General features: G+C 50.2%; 13 protein-coding genes and 1 tRNA gene. 6 read left to right on the top strand and 8 right to left on the bottom strand.

The features are described from left to right. Nucleotides 1–11: 11 nt before the first annotated feature. From NATSA_RS01540 to NATSA_RS01525, 4 genes are all read right to left on the bottom strand, one after another. Nucleotides 12–698 carry a 50S ribosomal protein L25 gene (locus NATSA_RS01540; RefSeq protein ID WP_210509726.1) on the bottom strand — a complete coding sequence of 229 codons (687 nt, stop codon included), beginning with the start codon at nucleotides 696–698 and terminating at the stop codon, nucleotides 12–14. Nucleotides 699–719: 21 nt separating this feature from the next. Further along, a complete protein-coding gene (locus tag NATSA_RS01535) occupies nucleotides 720–1,652 on the bottom strand; it encodes a ribose-phosphate diphosphokinase (protein WP_210509724.1) in 933 nt (310 codons plus the stop codon). A 98-nt stretch (nucleotides 1,653–1,750) separates the two neighbouring features. Next, nucleotides 1,751–1,821: transfer RNA gene (locus NATSA_RS01530), tRNA-Gln, on the bottom strand. Between the two features lie 73 nt (nucleotides 1,822–1,894). Next, complete coding sequence (locus NATSA_RS01525) at nucleotides 1,895–3,088, bottom strand: DUF2851 family protein (protein ID WP_210509722.1); 1,194 nt, start codon at nucleotides 3,086–3,088, stop codon at nucleotides 1,895–1,897. 86 nt (nucleotides 3,089–3,174) lie between these two features. On the opposite strand from NATSA_RS01525, the gene NATSA_RS01520 reads away from it, so the two are divergent. The 5 genes from NATSA_RS01520 to NATSA_RS01500 all read left to right on the top strand — a co-directional run bounded on the left by NATSA_RS01520 (nucleotide 3,175) and on the right by NATSA_RS01500 (nucleotide 7,800). After that, entirely contained in the window at nucleotides 3,175–3,615 is a 441-nt protein-coding gene (locus NATSA_RS01520; RefSeq protein WP_210509720.1) for a hypothetical protein, read from the top strand. A gap of 3 nt (nucleotides 3,616–3,618) precedes the next feature. Further along, nucleotides 3,619–4,182 (top strand): phosphoribosyltransferase family protein, encoded by a 564-nt coding sequence (locus tag NATSA_RS01515; protein WP_210509719.1) that lies wholly within the window; start codon nucleotides 3,619–3,621, stop codon nucleotides 4,180–4,182. 74 nt (nucleotides 4,183–4,256) lie between these two features. After that, nucleotides 4,257–5,198 (top strand): DUF3078 domain-containing protein, encoded by a 942-nt coding sequence (locus NATSA_RS01510; protein WP_210509717.1) that lies wholly within the window; start codon nucleotides 4,257–4,259, stop codon nucleotides 5,196–5,198. A gap of 194 nt (nucleotides 5,199–5,392) precedes the next feature. Continuing rightward, nucleotides 5,393–6,274 carry a DUF3078 domain-containing protein gene (locus NATSA_RS01505; RefSeq protein WP_210509714.1) on the top strand — a complete coding sequence of 294 codons (882 nt, stop codon included), beginning with the start codon at nucleotides 5,393–5,395 and terminating at the stop codon, nucleotides 6,272–6,274. Between the two features lie 146 nt (nucleotides 6,275–6,420). After that, the gene (locus NATSA_RS01500; RefSeq protein WP_210509712.1) at nucleotides 6,421–7,800 is read left to right on the top strand and encodes a pyridoxal phosphate-dependent decarboxylase family protein; all 1,380 of its coding nucleotides are present in this window, start codon (nucleotides 6,421–6,423) and stop codon (nucleotides 7,798–7,800) included. Between the two features lie 150 nt (nucleotides 7,801–7,950). On the opposite strand, the gene amaB is transcribed toward NATSA_RS01500, so the two are convergent. Next, nucleotides 7,951–9,477, bottom strand: coding sequence for an L-piperidine-6-carboxylate dehydrogenase (gene amaB / locus NATSA_RS01495; RefSeq protein WP_210509710.1), 1,527 nt, complete (start codon nucleotides 9,475–9,477; stop codon nucleotides 7,951–7,953). Between the two features lie 232 nt (nucleotides 9,478–9,709). Further along, on the bottom strand, nucleotides 9,710–11,722 hold the full coding sequence (locus NATSA_RS01490) for a hypothetical protein (protein WP_210509708.1): 2,013 nt from the start codon (nucleotides 11,720–11,722) through the stop codon (nucleotides 9,710–9,712). A gap of 228 nt (nucleotides 11,723–11,950) precedes the next feature. Here NATSA_RS01490 and NATSA_RS01485 point away from each other — a divergent pair, with 228 nt between their 5' ends. Beyond that, a complete protein-coding gene (locus NATSA_RS01485) occupies nucleotides 11,951–12,802 on the top strand; it encodes a TrmH family RNA methyltransferase (RefSeq protein WP_210509706.1) in 852 nt (283 codons plus the stop codon). 16 nt (nucleotides 12,803–12,818) lie between these two features. On the opposite strand, the gene murI is transcribed toward NATSA_RS01485, so the two are convergent. Both murI and NATSA_RS01475 read right to left on the bottom strand, forming a co-directional pair. After that, on the bottom strand, nucleotides 12,819–13,637 hold the full coding sequence (gene murI / locus NATSA_RS01480) for a glutamate racemase (RefSeq protein ID WP_210509704.1): 819 nt from the start codon (nucleotides 13,635–13,637) through the stop codon (nucleotides 12,819–12,821). An 80-nt stretch (nucleotides 13,638–13,717) separates the two neighbouring features. Beyond that, complete coding sequence (locus NATSA_RS01475) at nucleotides 13,718–17,167, bottom strand: lamin tail domain-containing protein (RefSeq protein WP_210509701.1); 3,450 nt, start codon at nucleotides 17,165–17,167, stop codon at nucleotides 13,718–13,720. Nucleotides 17,168–17,386: the final 219 nt, after the last annotated feature.

Below are 17,386 nucleotides of genomic sequence, written 5' to 3'. Positions count from 1 at the left end.
GACGAAATGGTTTAGCTGTCGCTTTCCTCTTTGGAGCCAGCTTCGTCTCCGCCTTCTTCGCCTTCAGCTGTTGTCTCTTCGCCTTCTTCACCCTCTTCACCTTCTTCCTCTTCTTCTTCAAGACCGAGAAGCTCGGCGAGGCCACCTTTCGGCGGACGGATAACGGCGATAGTACGATAGGAAGCACGCAGCGGCTCCAGACCTTCGATGTCGATCGCTTCAACATCAATGGTGTCACCGATATCCAGATGCGAGATATCCAGAACAATTTCTGCCGGGATGTCTTTCGGGAGACAGAGCACGGAGATTTTGCGAAGCGGCTGATACAAACGGCCGCCTTCGGCAGCACCTTTGGGAGTGCCGGTCAGCCGGATGGGAATCTCGATGGTCACCGGAGTCTGCTCCTCCATGGCGAACAAATCCACGTGAAGCGGACGGTCGGTGACAGGATGGAAATCAACCGCCTGTATCAGGGTCATGTACTCGGTCCCTTCGTAATTGATATTGATAAGGGCCTTTTTTTCGGAGGACAGGGCTTTTTCAAGCTCCAGTTCCGGGATATAGACGTTGAGATTTTTGTCCAGTTTCGGCCCGTAGGAGACCGCGGGAACCATGCCGTCCTGACGCAATTTTTTCAGAGCGGATTTGCCTTTTGGGCGTTCAGATGCTTCAACTTCTATGATAATTGGTTTTTCCATGATTCAGAAAACACTTAAGGGTTAGTCATCAAACAAGGTACTTATCGAATCGTCTGTGTAAATTCGCCTGATCGATTCGGCAAAAAGTCCGGCAACACTCAATACATGAATTTTGTCGGATGGTCGCTTCAATGGAACGGTGTCCGTAACCAGAAACTTGTCTATCGGAGAATCTTCTATTCGCTGGTATGCCGGGCCTGACAGTATGGAGTGTGTGCTGGCCGCCATGATTTTTTTTGCACCGCGTTCCTTCAGGGCAACCGATGCATTGGTGATCGTTCCGGCCGTATCAATGAGATCATCCACCAGCAGGATGTTCTTTCCGTCAACTTCACCGATAATATTCATGACCTCGGCGATATTTTGATTCGGACGGCGTTTGTCAACAAATGCTAGTCCGGCATGGAGACGCTTGGAGTAGGATCGTGCCATCTTGAGACTGCCCACATCCGGTGCTACTACAACCAGATCTTCTGTCGGGTTTTGCCTGAAATGTTCAACAAAAATGGAACTGGCATACAGATGATCGAGCGGGATGTCAAAAAAGCCCTGGATCTGGGGTGCGTGCAGGTCCATCGTCAGGACCCTGTCGGCTCCGGCTCCGGTCAGCAGGTTTGCAAACAGTTTGGATGCAATGGATACTCTGGGCTGGTCCTTGCGGTCTTGCCGGGCATATCCAAAGTAGGGAATTACTGCTGTGACCCGGTGGGCTGACGCTCTTTTGGCCGCATCGATCAACAGAAGAAGTTCAATTATGTTGTCACCGGGCGGAGGAGTGGACTGGACAATGAATACGTCGGCTCCGCGAATGCTTTGCTGATATTTGATATACAGCTCACCGTCGGAAAAGGACTTGATGGTAACGGCACCAAGCTTGGTGCCGAATTTTTCAGCAATGGCACGTGACAGTGCCAGGTTGCTTCTGCCGGCAAATATGGCTAGAGGCTTATCCAAGACTTTTGAGCGACGGCTTTATGCGGTGAATACTAAAAAAGGATGGAACCGATGCGGTCATCCTTTTACGGGTCATGCGAAAAACAAGTGTTGAAAAGTTGCCCGGGGAGGATTCGAACCCCCACTGACTGGACCAAAACCAGCTGTCCTACCCTTAGACGACCGGGCAAACACAAAGATTGAATTCCTTGAAAATTCAATTCATTGACAGACTTCTAATTTATGAAATGTCCTGAATGTTGTCAAGCTTGGACCAGATACTTCATGATATCACATTCACCGCACCTCCTTGGTTTGCAAAAATATTTAAAATGATGGAGTGTTGCCAGCCTGAAGGCATGATCTCCTTCGGGAAACCCGGTCACTTCCAGCGTCGCAGAGATTTTTTTCGGAAGCGGTATGTGCTGTCTTGCCCATGATTTTTCCGCTTCTCTGCAGACACTTTGCTTTTGGGTCCATTTGCCAAGTAAATAGACAGATGGCAGTACTACATTGTGAAGGAGGACCAGTTGCCGCTGCCGCCCCGGTGACGGCGTTTCACGCAATGTGCTGATGTTCTTCCACATTTTTTCCGGTGGATTCTGCAGCCAGTCTGCGGGTGTTGTTTTTTGGAGCAAAAGGCTGATTTCAGCGGCCTGCCTGATTCTTGCTGCAGGTTGATTTGCCGGCCGGCAGGCACTGAAGTCCCACTCGTTTCTGGTCACTATGGCATCGGAATGGCCGGTAAGTCCCGATTTTCTCAACAGAAAACCGACGGTCAGCTGTAATTCTTTTTTTCCGTGAATACTTCCGTTGGTTTCCTCCAGTGTATCAGCCAGCCGGACCATGCAGGCCTGATTTTTGTGGTAACCCAGCCCTTCGAATATGCCGCGCCTTATCATCCGCTTCCAGCCTGCAGACAACGGCAGGTGAGCCGGGTAGTGAGTGAGCATCCGGTTCAGGCGGTATTGAAAGTAATACTCATCCCATCGGGTTGTGACGGACTGAACATAATCTTCGGGAATCGCAGATACCTGACCCGCGCAGGGCAGTCTTTCCGGCTGATGAAATGAGCGCCACAGCCGGGCAAGATTGGCCGGCAGGGCTGACCTTAATTCCAGAGTTGGAATGCCGGTTCCGTCAGAAGCCGTCACATTTTTCCGGTGAAAATCGTCCTGAACGACCACGTGCAGAATAACCTTCTCATAACGTGAGTCCCTGTGATGTCCGTGCTGAAGCCACTCCGAAGACTTCTTGTGCAGTTCAACATCACCATAAAAAAGCAGTCCGTCCAGGCGTATCTTTGCATAGCGGTAATCGGGGCCGTCACCGGTATGGGGATACCCCGGATGGATGATCTCCACTTTCCGGCCATGTGTTGTACTCAATGCAGGTTGAGAAAAGTGCAGGTGCTCCCAGAGAAAGTGAAAAAAATCCTCGCGAATAATGTTCATCATTATTGGTTTTGTTTAATTGCCGCATATGTCATAAATTAAAAGTCAAGCTTCATTGCAGCATGTAATAACTACCTGATTTGTAAGAGATGAAGTCATTACAGAAAATCTGTTACTCTTTTGTTGCAGCAACGTTCCTGGTATTGCTTTCGCAAAGCCTGTTTGCGCAGGGCCATCAGATTGAATTTTCATCGGAAGAGCGACTGGAAGACAGAACCATAGTGGTGAGCTGGAGGGTATTGAGCCGCGATGAGGGACCCATTCCTCTGTCTTCTTTCAAACTTGAGCGAACCAATCACAGCAACGGACAAACCGCCGATGTATCGAGGGATATTGAAAAGATCAGCGACTACGAGTTTATCTACAAGGATACTGACCTGTACAAGCAGCCGGAAAATGAAACCGCATCCCAGGTAGAAGTCTCTTATACACTTTATGTTGACGGTGAAGAGTACGATCAGATCAGGTCAAGTTACACCACCAACGCTGTACGAAGAACCTGGGGCGACATCAAATCAATGTTTCAATAAGCTGTGACTGATCAGGATGCGACAAAACACCTGCTGATGAGCGCGTCCCGCATCGGACGGACCCTTACCCGAATAGCATTCCAGATTTTTGAAGATACCCGCGGTTCCGGTGATCTCGTCATTCTTGGGATCAATAAACGCGGCGCCCTTCTGGCCACCATCCTTTCCAAAAAGCTCTCGGAAATTTTCAAAGCGAAGATAAAGGCCTTTCCTGTCGACCTGAAAAATCCGGATTATGCCGGATCAGCAGCCGAATCTGCAGGGGAAGCGTTGGCGCACACACTGCCGGATATTGAAAATAAAAAAGTGATCATTGTTGATGATGTCATTTACAGCGGCAAAACCATGTTCGGGACGCTTCAGATGCTCATGTCTGCCGGAACTCCATCAGAGATCAAACTTGCGGCACTTGTCGACCGCGGGCACCGGCGCTACCCGCTGAATATTGAATATCTTGGCATGTTCTGCCCGACCAAGCTCGATGAACACGTCCATTGCGATTTTACCGGTGACGGTGAACCCGGGGCGGTTTGGCTTCATGCAACTTCCGTAGCTGAAGAGAAGTAACTCGTCTTGATTTTCTATTCACGTGCGAAGCAGGCACACCCCCAAATTAAAATCAATCTCCAAATACCATGACTATGATACATCGTTTACTCATTACCGCCGCACTTTTGTCGCTTATGACTGCGCCTGTTCTCAGCGCTGGTCCGGGAGCCGGAGCGGAAAATTCGGCTGCTTCTCTGTCCGGAGCTGCTGCCAGCGAGCAGCAGGAGAACAATGATGAAAAAGCGGATTTGTGGGAGCACAATTTGCGGCTCTCGCTTACCGGATCACAATCAACATACCGGAACTGGAGTCAGGGCGGGACGGACAATGTATCTGTTCTTGCAAGTACGGCCTATTCTTCTGAATATAAAAAAGATCATCTGGGGTACAGGGTCAGTGTGAACCTCCGGTACGGACAATCACGAATCGGAGACGGTGATTTTGTGAAAAGCGATGATGTGATCCGGGTGAGGAATCAGGCCAGGCGACTTTTCCGTGATGAGCGCTACAGTGCGATTTTCAATGTCAACTTTGAGACGCAGTTTGATAAAGGATATGACAATCCGGTACCGGATGAAGGAGAGACCAGGAATGTGATATCCCGCTTTTTTGCTCCGGCATACCTGAGCCAGACTCTGGGTGTGAGTTACAATCCGGACCGTCATTTCCGGTTTGAAACCGGTCTGGCCATGAAGCAAACGTTCGTGAGTGACACCGATCTTTCTGAGCGTTATGGTCTCCCCGAAGGCGATACGTTCCGGAATGAAGCCGGTTTCTCTTTGCTTCTGGGCTACGAACGGCGCATAATGGACAGCATATATTATGCCGGGTACGTCGAAACATTCAGCAATGTCAACAAAAGCCTGCTGTCAACGGACGTTCTGTTCGTAAATGAAATAACCGGTCAGATCAACCGCTACATCAGTGCCAACATCGAATTTGCATTAGCCTATAATGACGATGTGACCGATGAGCTCCAGGTCAAGCAGAATATTTCTGTGGGATTCAGCTACAGCATTTTTGGAAGTGAATGATGATCAGGGATTCATTATATTGTCGCTTGTCACATACGCTATGCCGGGTGTATTGTTATTAAAATCTGCATCCGGGCCCCTGAAGCTGTATTTCGCAGATCCATTATTACCTCTTCGATAATCAGCTTGCTCCATGCGTAAAGACAGTCACGAATTTATCTGTTATACGTTTATCGCAAATATTTGCATTGATCATGCGCTGGTGGTATGTCTTATTATTAACCGGGTTTCTGATGCTGTCGGGGGCATGGTCTGTAAAGGCTCAGCAATTACCCATGCCAACGGATGATCTGCTGAATGACGCAGAAGAGGAAGGGGACTGGGACTTTACGTTCCGGGTTGGTATCAACGGCTCCCAGGCCTACTACAGGGAATGGGCACAGGGTGGTGTCGACCGTATAGCCGTTATTGGCAATACCGTTTTCACAGGTGTTTACACCGAAGGGCCGTATCAGTACGGCTTGCGTGTAAACCTGCGCTATGGACAAACCAGGCAGGATCGCGGCGCCTTCAGGAAAAGCGATGACCGCATCCGTATCCGGAATCAGTTCCGGAGAAAGTTTGAGGATGAACGATTCAGCCTTACGGCCAACATCAATTTTGAAACCCAGTTTGACAAGGGGTATGACCGGGATTTTGAGGAAGTGCAGTCCCGCTTCATGGCACCGGGCACACTCACAGAAACCGTAGGTCTGTCATATGATCCCGACAGTTATCTGGAGTCAACCGTGGGTATCTCTCTTCGCCAGACATTTATCAGTGACACTTCCCTCTCGGAACGTTACGGACTTGACAAGGGGAGCTGGTTTCGAAATGAAGCAGGTTTTACGGTTATTCTGAACTATGAAAGGGAGATCTGGGACAATGTCTCCTATACGGGCTATCTAGAAACGTTCAGCAACCTGCAGGAAAGCCTGTTGAACACGGATTTTGTTATTACAAATGAATTTGAAGGGAAGATTAACGACTATCTCACCACGAATTTTGAATTTTCAATGCGATACAACAACGACGTCACCAATGCATTGCAAATCAAGCAGATTCTCTCAGTCGGACTCAATTTCCATTTCATGTGATAAAATTTTTGACTTCCAAGGTCACATGAGCCGAAGGTAACGAAGTGAAATGCCATGACCGTGTTTATTACAACTCAGGTTTTTCCGGAATCACGACCGGTCATGGATATTGTATCTAATGCCGCGTCATCTTTAAAGGTCATATTATGATACCGGACAGATATCTGAAGCGCCTTCCTGACCTGCTTGCCGGGTTGCAGAGCCGGCTTGATGACAACCGGTCTCCGACAACTCATACCGGTGCTGTCCCGGATGTCAGCGAGCAGCAACTTCAGAAGTCCGCTAATGAGTTGCTCGAGCGCCTCTCCCGGCATTACCCGTTCCACCAGCCCGGTTATGCCGGACAAATGCTCAAGCCACCGCACCCTGCCGCCTGGCTGGCATATACCCTGGCAATGACGATCAATCCAAATAATCACGCACTGGATGGCGGCCCGGAAGCATCTTACATGGAAAAGGAAGTCATCCGCAAGCTGGTCTCTTTTGCGGGCTTTCCGGATAAGTCAATCGGTCATCTTACCAGCAGCGGCACCATCGCCAATCTGGAAGCATTGTGGGTTGCCAGGGAGCTGCACCCTGACCGCCCGGTTGCCATTTCGTCCCGGGCGCACTACACGCACCGGAGAATGGCGCAGTTGCTTCGTCTGCCGGTGATTGAAATTCCTGATGATGAAGACGGAATGCCGGATTTGTCGAAGCTGAACGGCCCGGGGGCAGGCAGCAAGAATCTTCCCGGTACGATTGTGGTGACTGCGGGAACTACCGGGCTGGGAATTGTCGAGCCCTTGCACCGGATGACGGCATGGGCCCGGCAAAATGACGTGCGCATTCATGTGGATGCCGCTTACGGCGGATTTTTTCATGCCATCCGCAACTCAGGCAGCATTGATCCGGAGCCCTGGGACACTTTGTCACAGGCTGACAGCCTGGTGATTGATCCTCACAAGCACGGCTTGCAGCCCTACGGATGCGGATCCGTCCTGTTCAGGGATCCGGAAGTGGGAAGGTTTTACAAACACGATTCTCCGTATACCTATTTTACCACTGACGATCTGCATCTTGGTGAAATCAGCATTGAATGCTCGCGTGCCGGTGCTGCCGCAGTGGCTTTGTGGTTTACCCTGGAGCTCCTTCCGCTGAACGCGGACGGACTGGGACGGATTCTCAGTGCCTGCCGCAATGCGGCGCTTGAACTCTATGAGGCTTTACAGGAGTCTTCACTTTACCGACCAGTCCTGAAGCCGGATCTCGACATTGTCGCGTTTGTACCTGTCGAAAATGGTGGTACCTACCGCTCCGTGAGCCGGCAAACAGACCGGATATTAAAACGGGGAATGTCTGCACCGCAGGACGAAAGGCTGCACCTCAGCACATTGCAGCTTGACAAGCAGCAGGCTGAGCGATTCCTGCCCGGTCTTGAACCGGACCAGGATTACATAAGGGTACTTCGCAGTGTGCTGATGAAGCCGGAGCATCTCGGTTTTATCCCCGAGATGATGACACGTCTGGAAAGGCTGGCCGAATGACAGCATGCTGCGCGGACCCGGCTGAGCCCGACAGCGTGGTCACTCAAACAGCTGATCCATCAGCCATCAAAACGAAAATGCTGTCAAGCCGGATGAAAAGTCAGACCCGATGTGCGATCAGCCCGGGCGTGCAATCAAATCGAACATCCATCAGACATCAAACCGGATACCCTGCGCAAGCGGCATCTCCGTGCTCCAGTTGATGGTATTCGTCTGCCGGCGCATGTAGCTTTTCCACGCATCAGAACCGGATTCTCTGCCGCCACCGGTTTCCTTTTCGCCTCCGAAGGCACCTCCAATTTCCGCGCCGCTGGTTCCGATGTTGACGTTGGCGATGCCGCAGTCCGATCCGGTGGCACTGAGAAACCGCTCGGCCTCGCGAAGGTTGAGCGTGAAAATGGCTGAACTGAGCCCCTGATCCACACCGTTATGCATGGCAATGGCGTCATCCAGGGTTTCGTACGGAATCAGGTAGAGGATTGGTGCAAAGGTCTCTTCCTGGACAATCGGATATTCGTTTTTTGCCTGGCAGAGTGCCGGTCTTACATAGTTTGCAGACGGGTACTCGCCGCTGTCCAGAGGCTCTCCGCCGTACAATATTTCTCCGCCCTGTTTTTTAAGTTCCGACAAAGCATTCTGCATGTTTTCAACAGCCTGACGATCGATCAGAGGCCCGACGAGTGTTCCCTCTTCCAGAGGATTGCCGATGGTGATCTTTTCGTATACCTCAAGCAGGCGCTTTTTGACTTTTTCAAATACAGAAGACTGCACAATCAGCCGCCGTGTTGAGGTGCAGCGTTGTCCGGCCGTTCCTACCGCTCCGAACACGGTGGCGCGGACAGCCATTTCAATATCGGCATGTTCCGTGACGATGATGGCGTTGTTGCCGCCAAGTTCAAGTATGCTTTTTCCGAGCCGTGAAGCAACACGCGGGCCAACCGATTTCCCCATTCGCGTAGAACCGGTTGCAGATATCAAAGGCAGCCTGGTGTCACCGGCCATTCTGTCCCCGATGCTTGCGTCACCGATAACAAGATTGAACACGCCTTCCGGCATGTCGTTCTTTTTCATGACATCAGAGGCGATTTTCTGGCATGCAATCGCGGTAAGCGGTGTCTTTTCGGATGGTTTCCAGATCATGACATTTCCACAAACCGCAGCGATCATAGTGTTCCAGCTCCATACCGCTACCGGAAAATTGAAGGCGGAAATGATACCCACGGGTCCGAGAGGATGATACTGATCGTACAGACGGTGCTCCTCTCTTTCGGACTGCATGGTAAATCCGTACAGCTGCCGCGACTGGCCCACTGCAAAGTCGCAGATATCGATCATTTCCTGCACCTCGCCCATGCCTTCCTGCAATATCTTTCCGTTTTCCAGAGAAACAAGACGGCCGAGATCCTCTTTGTGCTTTCGCAGTGATTCGCCGATTTGCCGGACGATTTCCCCGCGCTGCGGGGCCGGTACCTTTCTCCAGGCAATGAATGCTTTTTGAGCCTCCTCGACGACTTCCTCGTATTGATCATCAGAGCTCCAGCTCACTTCAGCAATGACGCTGTCATCGATGGGGGAGATACTTTTTAAATATTCACGGTGCTCCCAGCTGTAACTCTTGCTTCCTATCCAGGTTCCGTTATTTACTGATTCGATGCCGAGGCGTGAAAGAAAACTCATAGCAACTTCTCCGATTTTCTGATGGTTCAGGTTAGTTTCTTGGATGCAGTATGACGAAAGATTCACAATCAGCTCCCGAATATGCAGAGCTGTTATTTATATCATAACGTACCCTAAAAAATCTGAAACAGCAATATCCTGCAGAAAGGTTGTGAAGTTTATCCACAACGGATTGACGGATGCTTTGCTTTGTGTCTGAATTCTTTGCCCGGCACACTCTGGCGGGGTAAGGCTAAAAACTGAAGACGGCCCGGATCTCCAGGTTCGGATACGTTCGCCGTACAGCACGCCGCTCTTCTTCCCGGAAAGCATCAGCAACATCCTCCGTATAGTTGATGTAGAGACGTCTGCGCACGGACTGCTGCTGCATCCATCCCCGGATGACAAGTCTGTTACCGGAGAAAAAGTTCAGATTTATGTCCACATTGGGACCGATTTGTCTGGTTGTCTGAACCCCGGGTGCGGCGCGGGTAACCGGAACCGGTGTACCGTCTTCATCGGGTATTTCCGCTGTTATGGCAGCCTGGGGAAGATAATCACGCCGGTAGAAAATGCGCCCGCCCAAACCGATCCGGTGATTTCCCGTCTGCATCACGGCCATGGCTTCGGCATTGTAGGTTATGAGTGTGTCGGTAGGGGTTTCCTCAAAGGAGTCCCAGTACAGCCTGCCGATGCGCAGCTCATTGCGCGATCCGCCGAGCTCAAGACTCCATGAATCGGTGAGCATGAATTCGATATTTGTCTGAGCGGCGAACTCCCTGGAGGACTGATCATTTTTGGGCCGGTCTTCCAGCTGATAATCCTCAACTGTGTAATTTGCCCGGACCAGCAGCGAATTGCGTATCCGGAGGCGTTCGAGAGGCTGCCATTGCATTTCGGGAGCCAGGCGGATGGTTCTGCGCCAGTTGTTTTCAATACTTCTTGCGGCGCTGAGGTAGACATAGTGGGTCGCTTCACCTCCGGCCCGCAGTGTTATGTCAAAGTACGGAGAGAAGACGTGCCGGTTGATGATCTGGATCCGGTAATTCAGCTCGTCCCTGTCATCCTGATTGATCTCCGGTGTATCGTAGCGTAAAATTCCGGCCTGACCCTGAATCAGCAGCTCATTGTTGTCGGCGATTCGCCATCTGCTTCTTGTGAACAGCTCGAACCGGCTTTGATCAAAATTGGAGTTTCTGAGTATCTCGTTGCGGCGGGTGACCTGATCTTCGGTAAAATCTTCCGTGTTGGTCAGACGCGAACCTCTGTTGATGTATCCAAAATTGAAACCCAGGGCGATCTGATTGCGTCTGAACTCATATTCGGCCCGGGAGTTGAGTTCAACTTCACGGCGCTGTGTGCGCGTGTCGGAAACGGGGTCATCCAGGTCATCGGTGTACGGCCGGCTGTTTACGGAACGGACACTGCTGAGTGTGTAGAGGTCTATTTCCAGATGCAAAGACTCAATGACGGGTACTCTGACCTGCAAGTCAAATGCGGTGGAATCATTGCGGATGGATTCGATGATGTTTGTGAGTCCGCGGTTAAAAAAACTGCTTGGCTGGTAGCCTTCTCTTGTGCCTCTTGAGGCGACAATATCCCCCCGCATGATAAAATCATCAAATCGGTACTCCCCCTCGGTTTGCACCCGGTAAGTCGAGGATGTTCTCGGATCCAGATCAGCGTAATGGGCCTCAGCAGAGGGTTGAAAAATGAAATCACCGGTTCTTACAGGCCTGCTTCGGGCACGAAACAAACCAGACCACCCCTGGTCCAGATTATCGCTTCGCCTGTCGCTCATGATACCACCCATCAGCGAAAGCTCGATTCGCTCGTAGGGATTGTACAGCATTCCCAGATGTGCTCTGTTCTGCAGCAAATTGGTGGTTGTGAAACTGTAGGATTGCGCCTCTCCGGTTACCGCCCATTGATCATTGAGCCATTGCCGCATGCTGAGCCGCAGTTCGTTTTCATCCTGAATATTTCTGGCCTCGCCATCGGAAAGATAGAGCCGTGACCGGAAGCTGTTTTGCAGTGTTACGCTGAGATTGTTCCTGTCCAGATCAATGCCACCCTCATATTGCCATCTCATTGCATCCAGCTGGCGGTTGAAGGATGTTTCCCCGCCAATGGAAAAAGGGGAGAGAAACTGGGCCAGGGCATTACCCGGACTGAGTGTGCACAGTGCCACAAGGAGTATCAGGAATGGCCTCAGGCAGCGGACAAGCAGATAAGTACGCCGGTAAATATGCTTTTGCCTCTTCAAAAGTCAGACGTCAGACGGGGGGTTAAAAAAGGATTTCGGCTTTCTTCGTGCATTATACAATCTATAATGCATCCTTTTTATCTACAAGTATGAAATGCCGTTTCAGAGTGCAAAATTTCCTATACTTTTGTTTAACCGGGGATGCCGTATGGGCAGGGCAGTTCAAAAAAACTGCTCAGGCAGCAGATTTTCCCTATTCCTGATTGTATGAAAAGTATGATAAATGTGATGAACCCACTCTCCAAAAACAGGGCAAAACAAATAAAGGCGCTTAAAAAGCGATCAGAACGGTACGAAAAGGGGCTGTTCCTGATTGAAGGCCTGCGATCGGTTATGCAGGTCATTCAAAATGATATTCTGGAGATTCAGTATCTCATATTTGATGAAAACACGAAACGGAACGGGCATCCTGATGATGAGGCAAGGAACCTGTTGCGTTCTGAAGTGCCGGACCACAAGCTGCTGACAGCCGGTTCAGGGTTGTTTAAGGAGTTGTGTGATACTGAAAATACGCAGGGAGTGATGGCAGTTGCAAAGATGCCGGATCCCGTGTATATCAGTGATCTGCTCGAAAAAAAAGGAGTGTTGCTGGCTGTTGACCGTGTTCAGGATCCGGGTAACCTGGGCACAATGATCCGTTCTGCCGTTTGGTTTGGAGCTGCCGGACTGGTGCTGGCCCCGGGAACAGTCGATCAGTTTCATCCAAAAGTTGTCAGAGGAACAACCGGTGCAACAGGGGTGCTGCCCTGGCTTGAATCGGACCTGGTTGACTTTTTTGATGCAGCACTGCAAAAGGGTTGGAAAGTGCATATTCTTGATGGCGGAAAGGATGCCAGGTCATGGAAGCAGGTATCACCCGGTGGTATGGATATTATTGCAGCCAGCAACGAGGCAGGAGGCGTGTCTCCGGAAGTTTCTGCTTATGCAGACCGGGAACAAGGATGCGGGAAAGTAAGAATTGATGCTCATGGAAGGAGCGATGCCGGTGCGCAGAATATAAAGGCACCGGGGGTGGAAAGCCTCAATGTCGCAGTTGCAACTGGTATTCTCCTGTCAAAACTAGCAGGAGAATGCGCGTGATATAACGGAGGTCAGATCACCCTTTAAGGTTCACGATTTCCACACGATTAAGCTTTTTCCCAAGAAAACGTTCCGCAAGCAGCTTGAAACGCTGAGGCTTGTCACTCACATAGCAGTGAAATGAGCCCTCAGTTCCGTTATGCAGCTGTTCTGCTTTTTCAAGATGTTCCCGGGCCAGGACTGCAATTGACTCTGCAGAGTCGACAATTTTTATTTTTTCCCCCAGAATCTGCGATATGCCTTTTTTGAACAATGGGTAGTGTGTGCACCCCAGAATCATGGCATCAAGATTCTTGCTCTGAAAGTCCTTCAGATAGGTTCCCAGTACATCCAGGGCAATGCTGTTGTCTGTCCAGCCCTCTTCAGCAAGGGGCACAAGCAAAGGACATGCTCTTGAAAAAACCTGGATATCAGTATTCTGCCTGTGAAGGGCTTCTTCGTATGCACCGGATCCAATGGTTGCGAGTGTTCCGATTACTCCGATCCCGGGCCTGGTGCTTTTTGAATGGCTCAATGCAGCCAGTGTTCCGGCTTCAATTACGTCCAGAACCGGAATATGCCTGCTCTTTTTTTTTATCTCAGAACTTGCGGCAGCAGCGACGGAATTGCAGGCTATCAGAATCATCTTGACATTCTTTTTCAGCAGGAAGTCTGTGATCTGCAAGGCATACTGACGAATTGTTTCAGTAGACTTTATTCCATAGGGAACCCTGGCGGTATCTCCGAAGTAAATAATGTGTTCATTCGGCAGCAGGTTCATAACGGATTTTACCACGGTCAAACCACCGATTCCGGAATCAAAAATACCTATTGGCGCCTGTTTGGGAGAACTCATAAATAATTTTTTAAAAACGGTTATTTAAACTGTAACAAGAATAGGAACTTCTAAAATGATTGCAAAGTCCGTTTTTTCATCTATAGTGGTACGGCCAGCACAGCAATAATTCTGTAACTCTTGCTCCCTCCCCGTCGCGAGGCAGCCTCAAAATGAACAATGTAGAGACCGACGCGGCATAACAGGCCGCTGTCATCCCTGCCGTCCCAGATCAGTTTTCCGGAGTAGCCTGCGCGTTCACCGTCGGCAAGTGTCCGGACAGGGCGGCCGTTCCGGTCAAATATCCTCACGTGCATAAGGTAATCTGAGTATTCAAGCTGATAGGATATGACAAGGTGGTCGTTGACGCCGTCTCCGTCTGGTGAAAACGGGTTGGGCTCAAGGTGAAGTCCGGTTGATATGTCCTGATTAACCGGTGCGCTGACAGAGTTTTCAAATCCGGGAGTTCCGCCCTGAAGCATGGTGTTGGATGTCCAGTTGTCAGGGTTCTGAGAGCCGGCATCATATCGAATGCGTTCAAGGCTGATTCCTCTGGTGTCTGTAACATCCGGATTGTGCCATTCGGGTCTGTACCACACTGAATCAATGACATCCCCGGCACGGTTCGCCAGATAAAGGTGATCTCCCTGCGTTGAAAGTCCCAGTGTAAGCCGGTCTACCCGATAAAAATGCTGATGGATATCTTCCGGAACGTCAAAAGCCTGGAAGATTCGGGCTGTTCCTGGTGAACGGCTTGTGTCCGCATGAAATACGGCATATGACCCGGGTGCCAAAGTTTGTAAAATATTAACCTCAGGTTTCATGCTGCGGACGGCACCCTGTTTGTCCGGCCGGTCATGAAGATGCAGCCCGGCAAGTAAAATGCTGAAATCTTTTCTGTTGAATATTTCAACATACTCACTCTGATCATGTGTTGAACTGTATCTTTCCGCCAGCGGCTGGTACATTATTTCATTGATGATCAGATCTCCGGAAACCGGTGGAAAGGACACATCAAGCTCCTGTCCGTCATTTTTACGGCCTGCATAATCCCGGAAACCGGACATATGAACAGATTTGGGCATCCTTTGAATATCGTCACCATCTGAAAACGTGAACTTAGACCGGAATAATTGAAGGTTTTCAGGGGCAGTAAGTTCCAGTTTTCTGTCATGCAAATGAATGTGTTCGATACTGCCGGAGCTGATAAACCGGTTAAAATGTATTGTAACCATGCTGCCGTTTTCAATTTCTGCAAGCAGTGCTTCCGGTGGACCGGGAGAGTCGTCCCGATTGTGGTTTTTTTTGCCGGCAGTATGATGATGCGGGTGCCCGGCCCAGTTAGCCGGGTCTGATGATGCTCCTTGAGGGTCAATGCGTTCCAGTGAAATCCCGTCTGCATTTCCTCCCCAGTCCGGTTTGTAGCCAACACTGTCAATAGTAATACCTTGCGGAGATATTATGCGGGGACTATCCCCCAGACGCGAATATGAAGGGAACGATGCAAGGGGAATATGAATGTTTACCGCATAAGGGATCACCATTTCTTTTTCTGAAATCACAGCCTTTTGGCCCGGCAGCAAAAAAACGGGCTTCTCTGAATGTTCTTCGATAATTGTGACAGCATTGCCCGTGTGCCTGCCTGTTTTCCAGCCGCGAAGGTCAAAAACGTGTTCGCTTGTGTTCTTGATTTCCATAAAACGCAAGGCGTCATTTTCACCGGGACGGTACAGGATCTCATTGATCACAACATCACCCGGTTCAGGGGTGTGCGTATGGTAGTAATGAAATGTTTTGATGACAGGCTCAATGATATTGCCAAACAGGTCGGAAACACCATTTATCTCAAGGTGATATTCCGCACCGTGACTCATCGGCTGATGCAGGTGCAGGGTTATCTCCGAACCGGATGTCAGTGACGGTTCTGCTGAAACACTTCTGTCATCATGTATGTCTGACAGGCGGTAAAAATCCGGACTTTCAGCAGCATCCGGCTTTAAATAATTGTCAAAGCCCAGTATGATCCTGTCAGCACCGGAATAGTCCATACTGATCAGCGAGAGAGCAGAATCCGGCGGTGTGACCGAATTGACAGTTCCCGGTGTGCCTCCCTGCACAGCATTAGACTCGTTCCAGTTCAGCTCCAGCCACGCAGGTACCACCGGTGATTTTCGCTCAAGCGCAACTCCTCTGCCACCCCAGGAGGATGGTTGATACTGAAGCGAGTCAATCAGCTGGTTATCCTCTGAAAACAACCTGATTTTATCAACGGAAGCTCTGTTGAGACGGGGGAAACCGGACATTTCAAATACATTTTCAGCACCCATTGTATGCGTAAGTGCAGCCTTGTCGGCTGTCAGAACCAGATATTCTCCGGGATGCATCTGCAGGTCGTTGGCAGTGATATAGCGTTCTGTTTCTGATGCAAGATTTCTGCGCTGCAACCTCCAGTTTTTCAGAGAGAGCACCTTGTCAGTGTGATTAAAAAGCTCAACATACTGCGGAACATCTTCCGGCGGATCGTACATGAACTCATTGATGGCAACATCACCGCTCTCTGCTGTATGCGGCACGATGAATTCAGTTTTTTCAAGGTTTGCGGTTTGCCCGTAGATGGTGCGATAAGACGAAACCTCCAGGTAATGCATTCCCGGATCAATCGGTTCGGCAAGGCGGAGTTTGCAAATCTGCGGATGCTCGCACTCCAGTTCGAAGGCTGCGTTACCGTTGTTGATACTGAACAGTGTCTGAGTGCGCTCCTCAGGTGCAGGAGGGATTGTAAATGTAACCTTTATCGCCTGTTCCAGAACGTGAACTTCAGCAATTCCCGGTTCCGGGTAAGTTTCAGATATAATCACATCACCAAAGCTGGTCTGATCGCTCCGGGTTGCCGTATAATCCGCCCTGATCCCGAAATGGCCTGTCAGCCTGTCCCGGCTGTGACCGGATCCGGTTTCGCCGGCAGTCTGATTCAGATCATGTTCACTCAGTGCATATGTCTCACTCTGCAGCAAGGGAACACCTTCCGGACCCTCGGCGATATAAAAATGAAGCTCATTGTCCGGTGTCTGAAGAACCCTGATCCGGTACGCAGTTTCGGGGTTGATATGTACATCACTTTCCCAGACGCTGCTGCCGGGCCGGCCGTTTTCGAACGGAATCAACCTGAAGTGTTTCGGGTTGCCGTTTTCGCCTGTTCGTATGGCCAGCCCCGACAGGTTTTCATCCGTGAGGTCCGGCTGACCGGCATTGAGAAAAAAGAAACTGCGATTGTTGTTCGACGGGGCAAAATTCTGCCGTATGACCCATTCCCGTACCTTGCCTGAGAAAGCCTCGCGTGTGGCAATCCAGGACATCCCCGACTCCGGTGGCGCATTCAGTTTAAGCGGAAGATGCCGGTTATCCGTGGCCGGAATAAAGTTGCCCGGATCACCATCCCACTGAGCGGACAGGTCTGAATCTGCAAAACGGGAGTGAAACACCTCTTCTCCGGACTTACCGTTGGAATCAGGTGTGATTACAACAAGAGCCGCAAGCACATGAATCCACACAAACAGAGATGTAAGGTACAGGTTCCGGCCACGTGCAACAACCCGTATCCTGAATCCTGCAAGGTATTTCCGGGGATTAAATAGGGTTACGAGGTGTTCCCCCCGCAACCCCATAGGACTGTAGAAATGCGCCTTCACGACTTTCCCAATGAATAGATCGGTTGGTGTTAATCTGTTCGGTTATACAGATAATGTTTGAAAAAATTCCTTACTCAATTA

Origin of the sequence: Natronogracilivirga saccharolytica (genome assembly GCF_017921895.1) — a bacterium.
In the GTDB taxonomy this organism is placed as follows: domain Bacteria; phylum Bacteroidota; class Rhodothermia; order Balneolales; family Natronogracilivirgulaceae; genus Natronogracilivirga; species Natronogracilivirga saccharolytica.
Note: the sequence above shows the minus strand (reverse complement) of the source record. Positions and strands in the feature narration are given on the sequence as shown.

Excerpts from the sequence above, each read along its gene's own strand:
- amaB (WP_210509710.1), bottom strand. The coding sequence starts at position 9,477 with ATGAGTTTTCTTTCACGCCTCGGCATCGAATCAGTAAATAACGGAACC.
- NATSA_RS01525 (WP_210509722.1), bottom strand. The coding sequence starts at position 3,088 with ATGATGAACATTATTCGCGAGGATTTTTTTCACTTTCTCTGGGAGCAC.
- NATSA_RS01485 (WP_210509706.1), top strand. The coding sequence starts at position 11,951 with ATGAACCCACTCTCCAAAAACAGGGCAAAACAAATAAAGGCGCTTAAA.
- NATSA_RS01510 (WP_210509717.1), top strand. The coding sequence starts at position 4,257 with ATGATACATCGTTTACTCATTACCGCCGCACTTTTGTCGCTTATGACT.
- NATSA_RS01505 (WP_210509714.1), top strand. The coding sequence starts at position 5,393 with ATGCGCTGGTGGTATGTCTTATTATTAACCGGGTTTCTGATGCTGTCG.
- NATSA_RS01520 (WP_210509720.1), top strand. The coding sequence starts at position 3,175 with ATGAAGTCATTACAGAAAATCTGTTACTCTTTTGTTGCAGCAACGTTC.
- murI (WP_210509704.1), bottom strand. The coding sequence starts at position 13,637 with ATGAGTTCTCCCAAACAGGCGCCAATAGGTATTTTTGATTCCGGAATC.
- NATSA_RS01500 (WP_210509712.1), top strand. The coding sequence starts at position 6,421 with ATGATACCGGACAGATATCTGAAGCGCCTTCCTGACCTGCTTGCCGGG.
- NATSA_RS01540 (WP_210509726.1), bottom strand. The coding sequence starts at position 698 with ATGGAAAAACCAATTATCATAGAAGTTGAAGCATCTGAACGCCCAAAA.